Source organism: Winogradskyella eckloniae (genome assembly GCF_013249045.1).
GTDB lineage: Bacteria > Bacteroidota > Bacteroidia > Flavobacteriales > Flavobacteriaceae > Winogradskyella > Winogradskyella eckloniae.
Genome location: NZ_JABRWP010000009.1, coordinates 53,987 through 74,896 on the forward strand (window position 1 = coordinate 53,987; position 20,910 = coordinate 74,896).

Below are 20,910 nucleotides of genomic sequence, written 5' to 3' on the forward strand. Positions count from 1 at the left end.
AGCTTAAAAGTACAAAAAGTAAAGCTATTGCTTTTCTAAAACAATGACTGAATTATTTTGAAGTTCTACAACCTTGTCCATAAATACCTTTAAATATGGGTAATATTCTGGCGTATAAATGGCTGAGTTAAAGTTAACTTTAAAATATAAAATGAGTGTATCTTCAGTGAGTTCTGAATTAAAAATGAGACTTCCGGCTTTATTAGGTAAGGAATAGTTTACAGCCTTTGGAGCTTCTAATATTTTGATGTTTTCATCTAGATTTATCTTCATCGAATACATGTAAATGTCTTTGTATCCAAAATCAATAGGGTAAGAACGCTCTTGAAGCTTAAATGGGTTTTCGTCAAAAAACGTAAGTAAAAAAGGATTTAAATAAATTTTGTTACCAATAAATTCTGGTTCTACAGTGATTTCTAAGTTTTCTTTAATTTCGGATTTAGAATTGTCAAAATCAACAACCTTATGGTTTTCTATATTGATATGATCGTAATCATTGATTTTCTGTTCATAATAGGCTGTAGAGTTTTCTACATATTGTTGTTTAGAATAGTGCGAATGATATCCTGTAGATTTACTTGTAATCTTTCCTATAAATTCATCGTCTGTAAACGAAGATAATTCTACAATATGCGATCTTGTTGAGTAGTCCTTTACGGCAATATCTTGCCATTTACTACCATTTTCAAAATCAATAAGCCTTCCATATTGGTTAAGTGCTCTAAATGGTAATTCGCCAAAGATGTGGTATTTATTAGTGGCATCTAAAAAGTAGTTTTTATCGCCAATACTAACTTTTAGAATCACATAGTTAAAATCAGTAAGCACAGGAAACAACTTGGTTGCGAATGCATTGCCTCTAGTAGATAACAGTACAGCGTTGGTTTTAATATTTTCACTAGTTAATAGGTTTTCTAATAATAGATTTATTTCAAAAACGCTTCCTACTTTTTCTTTAATTAAGTTTTTTACTGACACATCGTAACGTTCTGATTTTCCATTCCAAGTATAAGTGTCTAAAACAAATTGGTATATGGCTTTGGCCTTTTTTAGAGGATCAGAAATAGACGTAATAGTCGCAGGCAATACATTTTTTACCAAACTACTTTTACTTAATTGCTTTCCAAAATCCGAATCGACCTTAAGTTCATGGTCAGCATCCTTCCATGTTTTTGTGATTTTGTCTATTCTACCATCAAAACCATGAAATACGCTCAGTTCATATTCTATCCTAGAAATATAGTTTAAGGACGTTGTAGTGTAATCTTCTTCTATATAAGCAGGTATATTAGTCATAACATATCTGCTGTCGGTACAATCGGAGTGTCCGCCATTTCCAACGGTTAAACATTCGCGTCTTATTTTGGCTTCATTTACATCTAATGGAATATTGCCAACAAGTTTAACATGATAATCATAATTTCCAGGTATACTTGTATTATACTCACTATATAAGACAGGGTCATTTCCTTGAAAATACCATGGCTGAAATTTGGCCATAAACCTTGAATGGGTTTCATAGCTGACTGTTATAATACTGCCAACTTGTACATTTGGAAGCACAAATTTTACAAGCGTATAATTTTCATTTTCTTCTCTAAATATGGCCTTTTCTTCTAAATACGACTTAACGATTTTTCCATTTTCTAAATTATAGGTAATGCCTTTTATATCTTCAATTTTTTCTTTCGTGTTTTTATTTTTATAGAGTTTTATTTCATACTCACCACGATCGATGCCTTCTGGACGTAAAACTTTTATTTTTTGTTTTATTTGCACATTTAGCCAAAACGTTTTATCATTTACAAAACTATTTCCGTAATCATAAATCACTAATGCATTGGCTGTAGAATCTTTGGCGTAACTGGTGTTTTCTAATTCATTTTTGGTCACTGACATATCAGTGTTGTAGGTTTGAGAGAAACTAAAAAGTGTAGTAAAAAATACTACAATAAATAATCTGTGTTTCATTGACTATTATTTAAATCTATAATTTTTACGCGTTTATTTCGTCTTAAATAACTTTGAATAATATGCTGAGAGTCTCTATCATTAGTCATTGGAGTAATGACAGATTTCAATATTTTTCTGTTGTTAATCTGCAGGTTGAGATCAAAATAACCCATTCCTTTAAAAATGCCATTTTCAATTAAAAACACCACCTTTTCACTGATATCTCTACCTTTATCTATAATAAGCATGTTCTTATTGTCGTAACTGTATTTTTCTTTTAGTTGTGCTATACGTTTGTTATACGCTTCAGGTGGTTCTTCGTTAATGCAAGCACCTTCACATTCTTTAACTTCGTACTTAAAACAGCTAGTTTTGGAAGTGTACAATCCTGTAAGCTTTTGGCATAGATTAAAGTCTTCTACGGCTTTAAATAAAAAATGTTTTCCGTTAGCTCTTGTGCTAAAGGTTGTGATAGGTTGGTCCTTTCTATCTGCTTTGTCTATTTGTAAATTGATAAAACCGTTACTGTCTGTAAAACTATAAAGCGCATGGGTAAAGATACTACGTCTTAAAGCTCTATTAAAAATAGGCTTATTCTTTTTTATTTCTGCACTTTCTTTTAGTAAAGCGGCTAGTTCACTTCCTGTTTTTTCGTAAGTAACAGTACTGACTAATTTCTGAATTTTTTTAGATTTAGAATTGGTTCCTGTAAAATGCTGAATTATGCGCTTTCTTATATTTTTACTTTTACCAATATAAATGATGTCGCCATCTGCATTATGAATATAATAAACACCTGTATCTGCAGGCAATTCATCTATAATTGTATTGAGTTTTGGCGCAATTTTAGATTTTTGTTCAATCTTAACTGCACCTTTTACTATAACTTTGTCTAAATCTTTGTTTAATAGCATTTTAAACAACTTTACAGTAGCCATAGCATCACCACTTGCTCTATGTCTATCACTCATTGGTATACCAAGAGCTCTGGTTAATTTACCTAAACTGTAGGATTCCATATCAGGTATCAACTGTTTAGATAACTCAACGGTACAAAGGGTTTTTCGTTTATAAGGAAAACCAAGGCGTTTAAATTCGGTTTTTAGAATTCTGTAGTCAAAAGAAGAATTATGAGCTACGAGGATACAATCTTCAGTAATTTCTACAATACGTTTTGCAACCTCATAGAATTTAGGTGCATTTCGTAACATGTTAGAATTTATACCTGTGAGATTAACCACAAAAGGCTGAATTTCGCGTTGCGGATTTACTAATGAAATAAATTGATCTGTTACTTTATGACCATCAAACTGATAGATAGCAATCTCTGTAATTCCTTCTTCATTGTACTTTCCACCAGTGGTTTCTATGTCTAATATTGCGTATATAATGTTAGGTTGTTTGGGTCTGAAGTCGAAGGTAATAAAATTGAGGCAACGACTGTTAATTATTTATTATAATTTCTTACTCCAAATATACTACTTCCTACGCGAACCATAGTACTTCCGCAGTTAATTGCTAACTGATAATCGCCACTCATTCCCATACTTTTTATTTTTAAATCTGGATTAGAGTTTTTAAGGTCTGAAAACGTGCTGTTTAGAAGTTTAAATTCTTGTTCCACCTGCTTCATGTTATCTGTAAAAGTGGCCATTCCCATTAAACCAACAACTTTTATATTTTTTAATTCTGAAAATTCCTCAGATTGAAGTAGCGTGGAAGCATCTTTTGCAGCCATGCCGAATTTACTATCTTCTTCAGCAATTTTAATTTGAAGTAAACAATTTATGGTTCTATCGTATTTTTTGGCCTGCTTGTTTATTTCTTTTAATAGTTTGAAACTGTCCACACCATGTATTAAGCTTACAAACTCAGCCATATATTTTACCTTATTGCGCTGCACATGACCAATCATATGCCACTCAATATCTTTTGGCATTTCGGCATGTTTATCTGCCATTTCTTGAATTTTGTTCTCGCCAAAAATGCGCTGACCAGCATTGTAAGCTTCCATTAGGTCTGAAACCGGTTTTGTTTTAGAAACAGCAACCAAGGTTACGTGTTCTGGTATGGTTGATTTTATATGCTGAAGGTTTTGTTCTATGCTCATTAATCTGCTTGCTTTTATTTTTACGCTTTTTATAGATTTAGAAATGCAAAGGTATTTAATACTCATAAATAGTAATAGCACTTCGTAATTTAGGTAAAATATAAGTGCTTTTTGGCGGCATGGTTAAACCTTCGTCTGCAATTTGTTTCATTTGCGCAACGTTTGAAGGACACATACCAAAACCAACTTTAAATTCGCCACTATCTACACTACTTTTAATGGTAATCATTTCGTGTTTTCCGTTAACGTAAGAAATCCGATTATCGTGTCGTAAATCTTCAATGCCTAAAATAGGTTGCAATATGGTTTTGTACAATAATTGTGCATCTAATTGGTCTAAAGCCGTTTTAAAATTATAATTTGTTTTTCTTAAATACAATGAATAAAATTCGCCATCTAAATACATACTAAAATGATGTGGTTTTGATGGATTATAAGGCATTATGCCTCTGTTTTCAATACGATAAAAAGCATCTAGCTTTATTAAAAATTCTTCTTTTGTTAAGCCGTTTAAATCTTTGATGAGTCTATTAAATTCATGAATCACTAAATCCGATTCCGGAATTAAATACGACATAAAATAGTTGTAAGATTCACTACCATTATGGTTTGGGTTTTTCGCCTTTTCATCTTTATAAAGTAAATAAGATGATGATGATCTATGATGACCATCTGCAATATAAATCGTTTCCATTTTTTGAAACTCTTTTTGAATTGTCTCAATAGTGTCTGCATTATCAATCTTCCATAAATAATGCGTGTCTCTATACGTCATCGTGAACTCAAACTCGGCATGTGTTTTTTGAGTTTCAGTTATAATCTTTTCAATTACCGAATTGTCAGGATAGGTGAGTAGTACAGGCTCGGCATTAAAGCCAACATTTTTAAGATAATTTTTAAAGGTTTCTTCGCGTTTTGCAATGGTGTCTTCGTGTTTTTTTATAATATTTCTCTCGTAATCCTCAGCACTTGTTGCCGCGATAATGCCACAAAATTCTTGACCATGTCTATTTACAATTTTGTAGACATAAAATGATGGCTTTTCATCTTGAACAAAAACACCATCTTCCTTAAATTCTAAATATCTATTTCTTACAAGTTTATAGCGTTCTTCGCCAGTCACTTCTTGCGCATATTTATAACCAGGATTTATAACATGAAGAAAACTATATGGATTATATGCCATGCGAGATTCGCGTTCATCTAAAGTATAACTCTGATAAGGACGTGAGGCAACAAGACCAACAATAGCTCTGGTTGGTTTTACAGCTTTAAACGGGATTATTTTTGACATGTTTTTAAGTTTTCAGTCTCAGTTTTCAGTCTTGGTTATGTGTACATCTGAAAACTGAGACTGCGACTGTTTACTTATCAAATTGCGAAGCAATTTTCTCAGCCTTTCGACTTTCGGAATAATCATAAAAACCCTCTCCAGATTTTACACCTAATTTTCCTGCCATAACCATATTAACAAGTAAAGGACATGGTGCATATTTAGGATTCTTGAAGCCATCATACATCACATTTAAAATAGACAAACAAACATCTAAACCAATAAAATCGGCCAATTGTAATGGACCCATTGGATGTGCCATTCCCAATTTCATAACCGTGTCAATTTCGTCAACACCAGCAACGCCATTGTATAAGGTTTCAATAGATTCGTTAATCATTGGCATTAAAATTCGGTTAGCCACAAAACCTGGATAATCGTTAACTTCTGTTGGTACCTTACCTAAGGTTTTAGATAATTCCATAATCGTAGACGTTACATCATCACTTGTGCTGTAGCCTCTAATAATTTCTACCAATTTCATTATTGGTACAGGATTCATAAAGTGCATACCAATAACTTTTTCTGGTCTAGAGGTTACTGCAGCAATTTGTGTAATAGAAATAGAAGATGTGTTTGTAGCGAGAATAGTATTTTCATCACAAACGGCATCTAATTGTTTAAAAATTTTAAGTTTTAAATCTAAGTTTTCAGTTGCGGCTTCAACGACTAAATCTACATTTTTAACACCATCTTCTGTAGTGGTAAATGTTGTTATGTTGCCTAATGTATAGGCTTTATCAGCTTCACTAATTTTTTCTTTAGCGACCATTCTATCTAAATTTCTAGAAATGGTATCCATGCCTCGTTTTAAAGATGCTTCGCTAATATCTATAAGTTGAACGTTAAAACCAGATTGTGCAAAGGTGTGTGCAATGCCATTTCCCATGGTTCCTGCACCTATAACTGCTATGTTTTTCATAATTAAAAGCCCCTTTAATTCCCCAAATGGGGAAAACTAAAGCGTTTATGTTAATATTAATTTTATGGTTTAATTTAATTTCTAGCCGTAACCATGTTCCCTTAATGATGCGAAGGGCTAGGGATGGGCTCCTTTTTCTAAAACTGATTAATTATCATGTTAGCAACACGCAAAGCTTCAGTACCATCGTGCAATGTTACGATAGGTTTAGTGTTGCTATTAATAGCATCTGCAAAAGTTTCTAGCTCATCTAAAATAGCATTGTTATTGGCTATTTCCGGGTTGTCAAAATAGATTTGTTTCTTGATACCTTCTGCATTCTGAAGAATCATATCAAAATCGCCAGGATTATCAGGTGCGTCTTTCATTTTAACAACTTCACATTTTTTTTCTAAAAAGTCTACAGAGATGTAAGCATCTTTTTGAAAGAAACGTGTTTTACGCATATTTTTTAATGAAATTCTACTTGCTGTAAGATTGGCAACACAACCGTTTTTAAATTCAATACGCGCATTGGCAATATCTGGTGTTTCACTAACCACAGAAACTCCACTTGCAGAAATATGCTTTACAGGAGACTGAACTACAGATAGAATAATATCAATATCATGAATCATTAAATCTAAAACCACAGGCACATCTGTACCACGAGGATTAAACTCAGCTAATCTGTGACACTCAATAAACATTGGGTTCTTAATTTGGTCTTTAACGCCTATAAATGCAGGATTAAAACGTTCTACATGACCAACTTGTCCTTTAACACCATGTTCTGCCACTAACGTTCTAATGGTTTCTGCCTCTTCTACAGTATTGGTTATTGGTTTTTCAATAAAAATATGTTTCCCTTTTTTAATGGCTTCTTTGGCGCAATCATAATGAGAAAGAGTAGGTGTAACTATATCTACAACGTCAACTAAATCAATCAATGCATCTATAGAATCATAGTATTTATAACCAAATTCTTCAACAACGCGTTTTGCATTTTCCGGATCCGCATCGTAAAACCCAATGAGATCATATTTATTGGATTGGTTTAGTAATCTTAAATGAATTTTTCCAAGGTGGCCAGCACCAAGAACTCCAACTTTTAGCATATATTCAGTTTTTAACAAAAATAGTCGTTTTCGTTCAGAAATTGAAAAAAGAAAATGGAAATTACTGAGAAATCATTAATTAAATTTTGATTGAATTCTTTCTTTGAAATTCTCCTTCTTTAAATTAATTTAGCGTAAACTAAACTACATTTTGAAAGATACATTTAAGCATCAAGGAATGCGCCAACAACTTGTTGATACACTTGTAAAAAAAGGAATAAAAGACCAAAACGTTTTAAAAGCCATTAATAAAATTCCAAGACATTTTTTTATGGATTCTGGCTTTATTGACCATGCGTATCAAGATAAAGCATTTCCTATTGCGGCAGACCAAACCATTTCTCAGCCTTATACTGTTGCGTTTCAATCTGAATTATTACAAATACAACCAGGTGATAAAGTCTTAGAAATAGGAACAGGTAGTGGCTACCAAACTGCTGTACTTTTAGAACTTGGTGCAAAAGTTTATAGTATAGAGCGTCAGCAAGAACTTTTTAAAAAGACCTCTAAATTTTTACCTAAAATTGGTTACAGAGCCAAAAGTCTCATTTTTGGTGATGGTTACAAGGGATTGCCTGTTGAAGCGCCTTTTCAAAGTATCATTGTAACAGCTGGTGCACCATATGTGCCTAATCCATTGTTGAGTCAGTTAACCATTGGAGGACGTTTAGTAATCCCAGTTGGTGATGATGTACAAGTCATGACTATGTTTATTAGAAAAGGACCAAAGGAATTTGAAAAACACGAATTTGGTGATTTTAGATTTGTGCCTATGTTAGAGGATAAGAATTAAGATAAATCAAGCAAGAACATTGTATTTATTAATTTTACGACAAAAGTAACATGTAGCTATTTTTGTTTTGATTGTAATTTTCTGCATTTTTCTTAATATTCTCTAGAATTGTAGAATCGATAGTTGTTCAGATTTCAGATAATAACTCATTCATTTTACGGTTGAATATACCTAAGATTTGTTCTTCTCTCTTGTGAATATTTGTAATAATACAACCGCTTGAAATGGTTAAAAAAATAATTGGCTTATCGTATTTGAAATCATGTTCCACTCCATATCTTGAACCTAAACCTCTAGAAAAGTTAAATAAATAGTATTTTTCCTTGCTAAAAAAGTATCTCGCTATAAATTCAATCCTTTTTTCTAGTTCCTTAGTGTTATTTTCTGTTATTAAGTCGAGACCAGCTGAATATACTCTTTTAATTGAGGCTATTGTATTTAATTCAGAATTAAGTTTAATTCTTAATTCTGAATTTGTAATAAATTGATTAATTGAATCAATTTTATGAGATAAAACTTCATTTATTAGTTCAAGATCCTTGTTCTCTTTGTTAAATATTTCTTCAGCATTAACATCATCTTGTGAATACGAGTATCCAAAAGCTAAAAATAACAATAGATAAACTTTTACTTTCATAACCTTATTCTTTTGGTAAATAGTCCTCAGGAATTGGATTTTCTTCAGATTCTTGCGTCCAATAAATATTAATAATCCACCAACGTTTACCGTCGTTAAATAACTGAACACTATTAATACCTCTCATAAAAGGTGTTGTGTCGTCTTTACTTTTAAAGGCTTGGTAAGTTGTGAAAACGTGAGCCATATTGCCAAAGGTTTGCGTTTTTCTGCTGATTTCTACTTCGTGAAAACCGTTTTCTACTAACCAATTTCCAGCTGTAGAAATATAATCGTCTGGTGACATATAGCGTATAACGTTTTCGCCTTTGTTGTTTTTGTTGGTTGCGATGAGTTTTGCATCTTTTTTTAAGAGGTGTTTAAACAAATCCCAATCGCGTTTAACGCCTTTATCTCCTGATATTACGGAGTATAATGTGGCAATTGTACTGTCTATAGTAGCAACGTTTTTAGTATAGTCTTTTTTTTCTTCTTGTGCTGAAACATTAAGAGTAAATAGTACTAAGATAAGTACAAAATAATTTTTCATAATTAATCTTGTTTAATAAAATCGTTAGGGTCAAAGCCATAATAGAATTTATTTATTAATCCATTTGAACTTTCTAAGTTCACAATATCCATTAATTCTTCAAAATACAGACAGATGCGTTCTCTATCTTCAGAATCAAAACCTAATTCTAATTCAGGAAATTTTGAAAGGCCATTTTTTATAACCATTAAATAGTCAATATTTGTTAATTCTTCAAATTCCGAAACTTTCTTGAATTCAACAGCAACCTCATTGATTTTTTCAGTTAGGATTGGTTTCAGTTTTTCATCTGAAATTCCTGGATATGTGTTTTCACTAATAAATTTTTCTTTTTCAATAAAGGCTTTAAAAAGCTTATTTGCATTTATAGGTGTTTGCATTTGTATTGTGTCTTGAGCATAGCTAATCGTTACTCCTAAAGTTAACAATAATAATAAAGATGATTTGAAAAATTTCATTATAAAATTTAAACTATAAACTTAAAAGAATTTTAAACCAAATACAACTGCATCACTTATAAATCCGCTTTGGTAAGAACGTAAATAATCGACTCTTAAGAAACGCCATTTTCCCCAGCCAATATTATCTAGACCAATAGAATATTCTTGATAAGGTTTAAAATCTGGTTGTGCCAATAGGTGTGCGCCAACCACTAAATTAAAATTCAGTTTGTTTAATAAAGGCACTTTTCCGAGTATAAAGCCATTAAAATCGTGTTCTGCATGTGCTTCAAAATAAGAATCGTTTGTACTTGCACTGTAATAATCTAAATTATTAAATACATTGGTGTAATTGCCTTCTGTACTCACATGTGTAAGGTTGCCATTAAAATGTTGGTAATCTACAAAAGCGATATCGTCTCCATTAAAGAATTTTCCGGCTTTTAGGTTATAACTAAATCGACCCTTATCTTTTAAATTGAAAGATTGTGCTAAACGTATTTTTATTTGGTCAAAGTTATAGTTGCTGTTGGTTGCTCCAAATCCTTTTTCGTAACCTAAATACAGCGTTGGGTAATTATCGTTACCAACATTGTATTTAGCATCTGGATAACTCATGTATTCTTGTCCGAAGTTAATGCGCGCATTTATTGAACCTTTTAAGATGTTATGCGTTTGAAAAGGTGCAATGCCATACGCTAATTCATTTAACGGATTATTACTTGTGTAAGCATCATTATCATCATTAATATAAACTTGGTCTGTAGTATTAAATAATGCTTTTCGTCTCTGATAACTTATGCCAGCATATAATCTAAAACCGTTGAAAAGTTCTTCGGAATAGTTTAAAGACAAGTGGCTTTTATCATATATCTTCATATAATTATCTTCAAAAAACAAAGAACTTACGCCATTAATTAAAGGTGTAATTGGGTTTGAAGGATTAAATTGAGATATAGTTACACCACCAGATAATGTTAAAAATGGATAGCTGGTATTATTAAATTTGTATGTAATTGCTCCTGTGGCGCGCAATCTATCGTCAGAAAATCCATATTGTAAATCGCCATTAACACTTATGTAGCGATTATAATCGTCAAACCCTTTTGTGTAGAAAACGTTTGTACCAATGGTGTATCCTTGAACCGTATTAAATTGTGTTGAAGTAGGAGGAATGTCAAATCCTAGTCGGTAGTCTTTATATGAATTTTGATAAGTGTAACCTAAAATATTTCCGAGTTTAAATTTGTTTTTTACGGCATCAATAGAGTCTAAATATGGTTTAGATTCTCTTACAATTTGTATACTATCTTTAGTGACGTAATCTGTACGTTCTTCTAAGGTTAGTGGAACAGGTCTAATTTTATTCCAGAAAATTGAGTCCTTTTTGTTGGCTTCATCTTCAAAAGACACAATTTCTTTATTAAAATCTTTTCGAGTTAAAGAGGTATTGAACTCATAATTACTGTAAACGGCCGTAAAACGTCCATCGCCTTTAATGCCAAATAAACCATATTTAAAATCGATACTTTGCGATATTCTTGCCCAAATATCATTGCTTTCAGAATAGGAGAAACTTTGCTGTAAGGAAATCACATCTACAGCCGGAATCCTTGCTTGTATGCCAGTAATATCTAACTCAAGAGCATAAATATCCCATTGGTCTTCTACAATATAAATGAAGCCTGAAAAAACAGGGTCGTTTTTACGTTTGGGTGTTACTTTAATCTTATTAATGAGGTTGCCTCTGTCGTCATAGAAAACACCATCTAGCTTGTATGTGTAGTAACTAAAGGCGTTGTTGGCAATTGGAGATATAATTTCATTACCAAAATTAATGGTGTTTTTGTAGAAATTAAAGTCAACCTCTAAGGCAGTGTTAAAGCTAAATCCATTGCTGTTTCCACTAATTTTTGAAGCAGAAATTCGTTCTTTAAGTTTATCTGGACTTAAAAATTGGATTTTAGAAATGGTTTCAGATAAATAAATAATGCCGCTTCTTGTAGAATCTAATCCGCCTCCTAAATCGCCAACTTCTTGACCCATTATTTTCTCTGGCGCATCTTTAATTTTAATTAAACCTCTAGAATAGAAATCGGCTTTAAAAGATTCAATTTTATCGAGATTAGCTTGTCGTTCCGCTATAGCTTGCCGCATTATAGCATTGGCAGGATCATTAGTTGCATCAACCAAAACTTCGCCAAGTGAAACAGATTCTTCTTCTAAAACAATATCTAATTGATACGGAAATTTAGAAATTGATACCGCCTTTTTTACCGTCTTATAACCCAAATAACTATAGATAATTACATAGTCTTTGGGTTGTGAGATGTTGAGTTCGTAATAACCATCGTCATTACTAGTAGTTCCTTTGTATGTGTTTTCTATTAAAATGTTTACAAAAGGAAGCGGATTTTTGTTTTGGTCTGTGATATTTCCAGTGATTTGTGCCGAAATTGATGAACTGATCGCGATTAGAAAGATGAAGAGTAGTTTTTTTTGCATAGACTAATTGATTGATGATGAGATAATGGTTTTAAGATTGTTTTTATAGCACAAACTTTATGCCTTTTATAAATAAAGACGTCATAAAATTGTAAAAGGTTGCATTCAGCATATAAAAAAATATACTGTTCTCAAACTTAGACTAATAAATAAAACAAAAAAGTTATAGGAATCTTAAAGTTATCGGAAATCTTTCTTAATACGTGCTAAATTACGCTTGTTGTCGCGATCTTTAATAGTTTCGCGCTTGTCGTATAGTTTTTTACCTTTTCCTAAGCCAATAATCATTTTGGCATAACCTCTATCATCAACAAAAAGCTTTAAAGGAATAATGGCATTGCCTTTAACGTCTATTTCTTTTTTAAGCTTTTTAAGCTCTTTTTTATTAAGAAGTAATTTGCGTTCTGCCTTTGGTCTGTGGTTGTAATAGTTGCCGTAAGCATATTCTTCAACCGTCATGTTAATTACAAAAAGTTCGCCGCGTTCATTAAACTCACAGAAACTTTCGGCAATAGACGCCTTGCTGGCTCTAATAGATTTAATCTCAGTGCCTGTAAGTACAATGCCAGCCGTATATTTGTCTAATATTTCGTACTGAAATTTAGCTTTCTTATTAAGTATGTTGACCTTATTTTGCATGGTTGGCAAAGATAGGTTTTTAGCGAAACGTGTAAAAGCTTATAGCTTGAAATGTTTTTCTATGAATTAAGAATTTGTTAATACGTCATTAATTTGTAATCTAAACTTTAGTTTTGCGACTGTGTTTTTAGAAAATAAGTAACCCATGAAAAATTATATTTTACTTCTATTAGTTGCGGTTTGTTTTAGCTGTAAAAATGAAAATACTTCAATAGATACATCTTCTGTTGAAGGGCATAAAACGAAGTTGACAGCAAATGATATTGTAAACAAATCAATTGAAGTTTCTGGTGGCGAAAAGTTTAAACAATCGAGTTTAAAATTTGAATTTAGAGATGTCTATTACCAAGCCCTTCGTAAAAACCATGAGTTTCTTTTAGTTAGAATTTTAGTAAAGGATAACGATTCTATTTTTGATATGTTAAGTAATGTTGGTTTTGAACGTTACGACAATAAAGACTTCGTAAAGCTTGAAGATTCTATTGCCAAAACCTATGAAGCCTCTGTAAATTCCGTGCATTATTTTTCAGTTTTACCTTATGGATTAAATGACGAGGCTGTGAACAAAACTTTATTAGCTGATGAGCAAATAAAGGGTAAAGATTATTATAAAGTAAAAGTGACTTTTAATGAAAATGGAGGAGGAGAAGACTTTGAAGATGTGTTTGTGTATTGGTTTGATAAACAAAGTTTTAAGCTCGATTATTTAGCATATTCATATAACGAAGCATCTGGTATAGGAATGCGTTTTAGAGAAGCTTATAATGAGCGTTATGTTAATGGATTACGTTTTGTAGATTACAACAATTATAAAACAAAAAGCACAGGATTTGTGCTCGAAAATTTAGGCAAAGAATTTGAAAATAATCAATTAGAATTATTATCTAAAATTGAATTAGAGCATGTAGAAGTACAGTTAATTAACAACTGATAATTCTGATGTTTTACCAACTTTTGTAAATGTCACTATGTATAAATTGGCGTTATTATGGTCTTCAATATCTTTGTATTTATCTTCATTTATTAAGCTGTTAACAAATTTTGGAGTCGTATTGCTATGACCAACAATTAATACAGTTTGTCCTTTTGTTTTTTCAATAAATTCTTCAATCTTAAAATCGGAAGGATCATAAAAATGAACCACTAAATCGTTGGCATTGGCAGTTGGAGTAGCAGTTTCTTTAGTTCTGTTATAATTAGTAGAATAGACGGCATCAAAATCAATGCCTTTAAAATGTTTTTTCCAATTTTCTGCACGTTGACGACCAAAGGAAGTTAAATGTGGATCTCTATTATTTTTATCGCCTCTATCTTTCTCAGCATGTCTTATTAAGTAGTAAGTCGCAATTACATTTTCATCTTGTTTTTGAATTGTTTCTTTGCAAGATGGAAATACAATTAATGATAGCAGGAGAATGAAGATTATTTTTTTCATATTTCAATAAAATAGGGTAATAATTAACACGTGTCGTATTTGACTAAATTAGTGAATTATTATGGAGATTAAGAGTGTTTATTTTTCTGATAGGTTTAAATTGTTAGGAATAAACACATTGTGTTCAGATTTTTCAAGGCATAGCTCTAACAATTTTTCGATATCTTCAGGCTTGTAATCTTTAATGTTAATAGATATATCTGATTTTATCTTGAATTCTAAATTCAAGGTTTTAGTAATTCTATTATAGTTTATCTGAATAAGATTTGGTAAAAGCCTCATTTTAAACCATTGTTGATTAAGGTATAATTTATCCTCATTGATAAAAATTTTATATGGTTTTTTCACTTTATAAATAAACCACATTACACAGCTTACGATAGATTTAGACCATAGACACATAATAAATAAAATTTCAAATTCTGAAATGTTGTCTTGCGCGAGGTATAAAGCGGAAATTAGTATGGCGAAAATTAAATCAAATACGTCTAATGACTTTTTCTGACTTCGAAATTTATATTCGTTTTTAAAGTTGTTTTTAAAAATTGATAATTCCCAACTAAAGAGTATAAAATAAATGAGTACAACAATTGAAATACAAAGGTAAGTAGAGTAGTACGTATCCCATAATTGAGATGCAATTAAACAGCAGACTAAGATAATAATTGCAATGAAATATTTCATCTATTAATAGTGTTATTATGCCAATTCTAAAGCGATTTCTATCATGTTTTTAAACGTGGTTTCGCGTTCTTCACTTGTAGTAGATTCTCCTGTTACTAAAGAATCTGAAATAGTTAAGATAGCTAAAGCATTCACATTGTGTTTTGCTGCGACGGTATATAAGCCAGACGCTTCCATTTCTACACATAAAACACCAAATTTAGACCACGATTTAAAAGAATTTGTATCATCTTGATAAAACTCATCTGACGTTAGTACATTTCCTGCCTTTACATCAATTTGTTTTGAGCGAGCTACTTCAACAGCTTTCATTAACAAACCAAAATCTGCTGTTGGTGCATAATTTGCTCCATTAAAACGCAATGTATTTACTCCGGAATTTGATGAAGCAGACATGGCTAATACCACATCTCTTAGTTTTACATCGTTTTGGTATGAACCAGCGCTGCCGACACGGATTAAGTTTTTTACACCATAAGCTGTGATAAGCTCATGTGCATAAATAGAAATACTAGGAACACCCATACCTGTTCCCATAGTAGAAATAGGTTTACCGTTATACGTGCCTGTATAGCCAAGCATGCCTCTAACGTTGTTAAAACATACAGGATTATTAAAAAATGTTTCTGCAATCCATTTGGCTCTTAGTGGATCTCCAGGAAGTAGAATAGTTTCTGCAATTTCGCCTTTATTGGCTTCAATATGTACACTCATATAACAAAGTTACATAAAGTGAATCAATTTAATAAGAGGCATTCGTTAATACATCATTCATCATCGCTACACTAGCAGATGCTCCAATTCTAGAAACACCAACTTCAATATATTTTAATGCAGTTTCGGCATCACTAATGCCGCCAGAGGCTTTAATTTGTAGTTGTCCTCTAACCGTTTTTTTCATGATCTTTACGGCTGTTAATGTTGCACCACTCTTAGAAAAACCTGTAGATGTTTTAATAAAATCGGCATTGGCATCCATACAGATTTCGCAAGCTTTTACAATTTCGTTTTTAGAAAGTTCACTGATTTCTAAAATCACTTTTAATGTGGTTAAGCCTATGGCAGTTTTAACCTTACTGATGTCTTTTAATACAGCAACGTAGTTATGACTTTTTAATCGGCCAATATTCATTACCATATCAATTTCTGATGCGCCTTGATTTATTGCATTTTTTGCTTCAAAAATTTTAGCTTCCGTAGACATTGCTCCAAGAGGAAAACCAATAACAGCACATACCTTTACCGAAGATCTACTAAGCGCTTGTTTGGCAAGTGCAACATAATTACTGTTAACACATACAGAATGAAAATTGTATTTTAACGCTTCATCGCAAAGCTTAAGAATGTCTGCCTCTTTTGCGGAAGCACTTAATAAGGTGTGGTCAATAAATTTGTTTAATTCCATTATAAAGTGTTAGGGCTTTGAACTAAAATTAACTATATAATTTCCCTCTAAATTGAGGGAATATTAACAAGATAATTAAACTCTTAAGGTTTTATTGGAATTAAATAGCTCGACAAAATTAATGATTTGTCGGATAAAAAGCACGTTTTTTTTTGATTTTATTTCACTTTTTTTTGAATTAATTTTTGTTTGCGATTTTAAGGTGTTGAAAATCAGTTTTTAAGTGTGGTTTTTTAAGCAAAAATTATTTTGTTTTTTTTTAATCTTTGATTTCGGCTCTACGACGCACGAAATTCAATTTTATTCTTTACCCTTATGTTAATTTTAAATAGAGCTATTTGTTGATTGCTAGGTAGTTCTCTTTTTTGTGCTTTATGTTAAATAGGAAAGGATGCCTACCTAATGATTGATTATAAATTGCTTTGGGTAGTATAGCATTGTATTATGGACGTACTCAAACTGTTGTAGATTGATGCTATTTGTAATCTAAGGCTTCAAAGATTAAAGGAGTCCAAAGAGATCTTAGTACATTGCTTGAAATATTTTAGGAAGTATAATTAGTATATAGGAAGAGCAACACGCCTTTCCAGTACTTGAAATTTGTGTTGCTCTTTACCAACCAATCATAATATAGACTGTTTTTACACTATAATGTTACAGTCTGTTTTAAATTTCATCCGTAACCAAATCACCTTGATTTCTAAAGACAAGCTGACCGTCAAATTCATCTAATAAAATGATACTATCTACAGTAACCTTACCTGCTAGTATTTCTTTACTCAATTGATTGAGCACGTCTTTTTGTATCACACGTTTTACAGGTCTTGCACCATATTCTGGATTATAACCTTTATCCGCTAAGTAGCTTACGGCTTCTGGTGTTGCATCAAAAGTAATGCCTTGTTTGGCAATCATTTTTGTAATACGCTTGAGTTGTAAACCAACAATGTCTGTGATGTTTTCCTTTGTTAAAGGTGTAAATAGTATAGTGTCATCAATTCTATTTAAAAACTCAGGTCTTACCGTTTGTTTTAATAGCGCTAAAACATCTAATTTGGCAGCTTCTATGGCAGAAGGTATGTCTTTTGTAGCTTCAAAACGGTCTTGAATAATATGGCTACCCATGTTAGAGGTCATAATTATAATAGTGTTTTTAAAGTCTGCAATACGTCCTTTATTATCTGTTAAACGCCCTTCATCTAACACTTGTAGTAAGATATTAAATGTGTCTGGATGTGCTTTTTCAATTTCATCCAATAATACTACAGAATACGGTTTACGTCTTACGGCTTCAGTTAATTGTCCACCTTCATCATAGCCTACGTATCCAGGAGGCGCACCAACTAGTCGGCTAACAGCATGACGTTCTTGGTACTCACTCATGTCAATACGTGTCATTGCATTTTCATCATCAAATAAATACTCAGCTAAAGCTTTGGCTAATTCGGTTTTACCAACACCTGTTGTGCCTAAAAATAAGAAGGTGCCTATTGGCTTTTCAGGATTTTGAAGTCCTGCTCTAGATCGACGTACGGCATCACTAACCGCTTCAATGGCTTCTTCTTGTCCAACAACACGTTTGTGTAATTCATCTTCTAGTTTTAGTAATTTTTCTCTATCACTTTGAAGCATTTTAGTAACAGGAATTCCTGTCCATTTTGCAACAACATCTGCAATATCTTCATAGGTAACTTCCTCTTTAATTAAAGAATTTTCACTTTGGTTTTCTTGTAATTCTTTTTGGAGTTGTTCTAACTGCTCTGTAGCATCTTTTATCTTACCATAACGTATTTCAGCGACTTTTCCATAGTCACCATCACGTTCTGCGCGTTCTGCTTCAAGTTTATAATTTTCTATGTCTTGTTTAATATTTTGAACGTTTTCAACAACTTCTTTTTCAGATTTCCATTTGGCATTGAGTTCATTTCGTTCTTCCTTTAGATTGGCTAAATCGGCTTTAAGACTTTTTAATTTAGCTTCATCTTTTTCGCGTTTAATGGCTTCATGCTCAATTTCTAATTGCATGATTTTACGGTCCAAAACATCTAATTCTTCTGGTTTAGAGTTTATTTCCATTCTTAATTTAGAGGCAGCCTCATCCATTAAGTCAATAGCTTTATCTGGAAGAAATCTGTTGGTAATGTATCGTTGAGATAATTCTACAGCACCAATAATGGCTTCATCTTTAATTCTAACTTTGTGGTGTGTTTCATATTTTTCTTTAATTCCACGAAGAATTGAAATAGCGCTTTCGGTATCTGGCTCATCTACTTTTACCATTTGAAAACGACGCTCTAGCGCTTTGTCTTGCTCAAAGTATTTTTGATATTCATCTAATGTGGTTGCGCCAATGGCTCTTAATTCGCCTCGTGCCAATGCAGGTTTTAAGATGTTAGCAGCATCCATAGCGCCTTGTCCACCACCAGCACCAACAAGCGTGTGAATTTCGTCAATAAAAAGTACAATATCTCCATTGCTTTCGGTCACTTCTTTAATGACCGCTTTTAGACGTTCTTCAAATTCGCCCTTAAATTTTGCACCAGCAATTAGTGCGCCCATATCTAAGGCAAAAATTTGTTTGTCTTTTAAGTTTTCTGGGATATCACCATCAATGATTCTATGTGCTAATCCTTCGGCAATAGCAGTTTTCCCTGTACCAGGTTCGCCCACTAAAATAGGATTGTTCTTTGTTCTACGTGATAAAATTTGAAGGATTCTTCTAATTTCTTCGTCTCTACCAATTACGGGATCTAATTTGCCGTCTTCGGCTAATTGATTTAAGTTTTTAGCATATTTATTAAGAGAATTGTACGTTTCTTCTTGGTTCTGAGACGTTACTCTGTCGCCTTTTCTCAGTTCTGTTATGGCTGAACTTAATCCTTTTTCTGTGACACCTTGATCTTTTAAAATTTGAGCAATTTTGCTTTTAGATTTAAAAATAGCTAAGGCTAAATGTTCAATTGAAACAAAGTCATCATTCATCTGTTTTGCAATAATAGAGGCTTCGTTTAATGTTTTACTAACGTCTCTAGATAGCATTATATCACCTCCAGAAACTTTAGGAAAACTTTCGAGTTCCTTATCTAATATTTGTTCTAGTAAGGCTATATTGACATTTAGTTTTTTTAATAGAAAAGGTATGACGTTGTCATCAACATTAAAAAGTGCCTTAAAAATATGCTCGTTTTCTATGTGTTGATGACCAAAACCTTGAGCAAGCTGCTGTGCTTGCTGTATGGCTTCTTGCGATTTAATGGTATAATTATTAAAATTCATCTTTATTATGCCTGTAAATACAGGTATCTTATTATTTGTTTAACTTATTTTGTTGTGTTTGTTTATCTTTAAACAATAATCTTACCGTTTCATAAATGTAAGAATTAAACGACAAAATGTCTGATTTAGTATAGGTGTAAGTGACGTTTTGTCGCATTGTAAGTTTTTACTTTACTAATCGACTGAAGGCTTCTAATTTTAAATTAGACTAAAAGAAAAATTATGTTCAAAAAATTATTCGGTTCATCTGAGCCTAAAGAAGAAAAAATATTGCCTTGGCAGCCACTGACAGCAATTTCGCAATTAGAAACCATTGTTAAGCGTTCACAAGCTAAAACTCAACTCATTTTTAAACACTCTACGCGTTGCGGTATTAGTAGTATGGTTATGAAACAATTTGTGTCTGCATATGATTTAGATCAAAATGCAGATTTATATTATTTAGATTTGTTAAGTTACAGAGATGTTTCTGATGAAGTGGGTTATAAATTTCAGGTTATGCATCAATCTCCTCAGCTTTTAGTAATTAAAAATGGCGAAGTAGTAGTGCATGCTAGTCATGGTAGTATTAATGACATTGAATTAGCAAGTTATATATAGCATTGAGTTTATATCAAAAATATAAAATAACAAAACAAGATTTATTGAAGCGCAGTTATGGCGTTTCTTTTGAAAGTTTAGATGAGGAATTTTTGTTTTTTATTGAAAAAGAAAGGGTTGCTGGTCAATTAATTTTGAGTGATAAAAATATTGCAAGGATTGAACACAAAATTAAACGCAATAATTCTATTAGTATTCTGGTTTTATTAATCTTAGGAGTTATTTGTTTAGCTCTTGGGTTGTATCAGTTTTTATATGCACAACCCTTAGTTGGTGTAAATCTTTATACGCATTTTCCCGTGATATCTAATGGCGCAATTGAAATTGCTGGTAGTTTAGGATTGCTTTTAGGTTGTTTATATAGTTATAAAAAACGAAATGCTGTTGTAGAACGTTTAGTGAAATCTGAATTAATTGAAGATTTAAAGATTTTAAAAAGAGAAAGAGATCGTTTATCTAAACGTCCAAGTAAAAAGCAAAAGCGCTTTAGGCAGCCGTACAAAGTAGGAAAAAAGAAATCTTAATCCCTAAAAAAATAAGATTCCAACTTAT

Annotated in this window: 20 protein-coding genes; 4 read left to right on the forward strand and 16 right to left on the reverse strand. The window is 32.1% G+C overall.

The window, feature by feature from the left end; translation table 11 throughout:
* Positions 1 to 24: 24 nt before the first annotated feature.
* The 6 genes from HNV08_RS13995 to HNV08_RS14020 form a co-directional block, all read right to left on the reverse strand.
* A complete protein-coding gene (locus HNV08_RS13995) occupies positions 25 to 1,971 on the reverse strand; it encodes a DUF3857 domain-containing protein (protein ID WP_173281980.1) in 1,947 nt (648 codons plus the stop codon).
* On the reverse strand, positions 1,968 to 3,341 hold the full coding sequence (locus HNV08_RS14000; protein ID WP_173282051.1) for an exonuclease domain-containing protein: 1,374 nt from the start codon (positions 3,339 to 3,341) through the stop codon (positions 1,968 to 1,970). Before HNV08_RS14000 ends, HNV08_RS13995 begins: the two co-directional genes overlap by 4 nt.
* A 59-nt stretch (positions 3,342 to 3,400) precedes the next feature.
* Positions 3,401 to 4,063, reverse strand: a complete 663-nt coding sequence (locus HNV08_RS14005) for a YggS family pyridoxal phosphate-dependent enzyme (protein WP_173281981.1) — start codon at positions 4,061 to 4,063, stop codon at positions 3,401 to 3,403.
* 55 nt (positions 4,064 to 4,118) lie between these two features.
* Positions 4,119 to 5,357 (reverse strand): DUF1015 domain-containing protein, encoded by a 1,239-nt coding sequence (locus tag HNV08_RS14010; protein WP_173281982.1) that lies wholly within the window; start codon positions 5,355 to 5,357, stop codon positions 4,119 to 4,121.
* Between the two features lie 70 nt (positions 5,358 to 5,427).
* The gene (locus HNV08_RS14015; RefSeq protein ID WP_173281983.1) at positions 5,428 to 6,318 is read right to left on the reverse strand and encodes a 3-hydroxyacyl-CoA dehydrogenase family protein; all 891 of its coding nucleotides are present in this window, start codon (positions 6,316 to 6,318) and stop codon (positions 5,428 to 5,430) included.
* Between the two features lie 137 nt (positions 6,319 to 6,455).
* On the reverse strand, positions 6,456 to 7,415 hold the full coding sequence (locus tag HNV08_RS14020; RefSeq protein WP_173281984.1) for a Gfo/Idh/MocA family protein: 960 nt from the start codon (positions 7,413 to 7,415) through the stop codon (positions 6,456 to 6,458).
* Between the two features lie 151 nt (positions 7,416 to 7,566).
* Between HNV08_RS14020 and HNV08_RS14025 the strand changes: the two genes are divergently transcribed.
* Positions 7,567 to 8,208 carry a protein-L-isoaspartate(D-aspartate) O-methyltransferase gene (locus HNV08_RS14025; protein WP_173281985.1) on the forward strand — a complete coding sequence of 214 codons (642 nt, stop codon included), beginning with the start codon at positions 7,567 to 7,569 and terminating at the stop codon, positions 8,206 to 8,208.
* A 127-nt stretch (positions 8,209 to 8,335) separates the two neighbouring features.
* Here HNV08_RS14025 and HNV08_RS14030 read toward each other — a convergent pair whose 3' ends face one another.
* The 5 genes from HNV08_RS14030 to smpB all read right to left on the reverse strand — a co-directional run bounded on the left by HNV08_RS14030 (position 8,336) and on the right by smpB (position 12,958).
* Complete coding sequence (locus tag HNV08_RS14030) at positions 8,336 to 8,845, reverse strand: hypothetical protein (protein WP_173281986.1); 510 nt, start codon at positions 8,843 to 8,845, stop codon at positions 8,336 to 8,338.
* A gap of 4 nt (positions 8,846 to 8,849) precedes the next feature.
* The gene (locus HNV08_RS14035) at positions 8,850 to 9,374 is read right to left on the reverse strand and encodes a hypothetical protein (RefSeq protein WP_173281987.1); all 525 of its coding nucleotides are present in this window, start codon (positions 9,372 to 9,374) and stop codon (positions 8,850 to 8,852) included.
* Between the two features lie 2 nt (positions 9,375 to 9,376).
* Positions 9,377 to 9,832: a DUF4844 domain-containing protein gene (locus HNV08_RS14040; protein ID WP_173281988.1), complete on the reverse strand. Its 456-nt coding sequence runs from the start codon at positions 9,830 to 9,832 to the stop codon at positions 9,377 to 9,379.
* A gap of 21 nt (positions 9,833 to 9,853) precedes the next feature.
* Complete coding sequence (locus HNV08_RS14045; protein WP_173281989.1) at positions 9,854 to 12,319, reverse strand: DUF5686 and carboxypeptidase regulatory-like domain-containing protein; 2,466 nt, start codon at positions 12,317 to 12,319, stop codon at positions 9,854 to 9,856.
* A 180-nt stretch (positions 12,320 to 12,499) separates the two neighbouring features.
* The gene (smpB, locus tag HNV08_RS14050; RefSeq protein ID WP_173281990.1) at positions 12,500 to 12,958 is read right to left on the reverse strand and encodes an SsrA-binding protein SmpB; all 459 of its coding nucleotides are present in this window, start codon (positions 12,956 to 12,958) and stop codon (positions 12,500 to 12,502) included.
* Positions 12,959 to 13,103: 145 nt separating this feature from the next.
* Between smpB and HNV08_RS14055 the strand changes: the two genes are divergently transcribed.
* Positions 13,104 to 13,889, forward strand: coding sequence for a DUF6503 family protein (locus HNV08_RS14055; RefSeq protein ID WP_173281991.1), 786 nt, complete (start codon positions 13,104 to 13,106; stop codon positions 13,887 to 13,889).
* On the opposite strand, the gene HNV08_RS14060 is transcribed toward HNV08_RS14055, so the two are convergent.
* The 5 genes from HNV08_RS14060 to clpB form a co-directional block, all read right to left on the reverse strand.
* A complete protein-coding gene (locus HNV08_RS14060; protein WP_173281992.1) occupies positions 13,875 to 14,393 on the reverse strand; it encodes a SixA phosphatase family protein in 519 nt (172 codons plus the stop codon). The genes HNV08_RS14055 and HNV08_RS14060 overlap by 15 nt on opposite strands.
* A 78-nt stretch (positions 14,394 to 14,471) precedes the next feature.
* A complete protein-coding gene (locus HNV08_RS14065) occupies positions 14,472 to 15,077 on the reverse strand; it encodes a hypothetical protein (protein ID WP_173281993.1) in 606 nt (201 codons plus the stop codon).
* Between the two features lie 15 nt (positions 15,078 to 15,092).
* Positions 15,093 to 15,791 (reverse strand): purine-nucleoside phosphorylase, encoded by a 699-nt coding sequence (gene deoD / locus HNV08_RS14070; protein ID WP_173281994.1) that lies wholly within the window; start codon positions 15,789 to 15,791, stop codon positions 15,093 to 15,095.
* Positions 15,792 to 15,819: 28 nt separating this feature from the next.
* On the reverse strand, positions 15,820 to 16,482 hold the full coding sequence (gene deoC, locus HNV08_RS14075; protein ID WP_173281995.1) for a deoxyribose-phosphate aldolase: 663 nt from the start codon (positions 16,480 to 16,482) through the stop codon (positions 15,820 to 15,822).
* Between the two features lie 666 nt (positions 16,483 to 17,148).
* Positions 17,149 to 19,758, reverse strand: a complete 2,610-nt coding sequence (clpB, locus tag HNV08_RS14080; protein WP_173281996.1) for an ATP-dependent chaperone ClpB — start codon at positions 19,756 to 19,758, stop codon at positions 17,149 to 17,151.
* 222 nt (positions 19,759 to 19,980) lie between these two features.
* On the opposite strand from clpB, the gene ytxJ reads away from it, so the two are divergent.
* Both ytxJ and HNV08_RS14090 read left to right on the forward strand, forming a co-directional pair.
* Entirely contained in the window at positions 19,981 to 20,358 is a 378-nt protein-coding gene (ytxJ, locus tag HNV08_RS14085) for a bacillithiol system redox-active protein YtxJ (RefSeq protein ID WP_173281997.1), read from the forward strand.
* A 2-nt stretch (positions 20,359 to 20,360) separates the two neighbouring features.
* Complete coding sequence (locus HNV08_RS14090) at positions 20,361 to 20,882, forward strand: hypothetical protein (protein ID WP_173281998.1); 522 nt, start codon at positions 20,361 to 20,363, stop codon at positions 20,880 to 20,882.
* Positions 20,883 to 20,910: the final 28 nt, after the last annotated feature.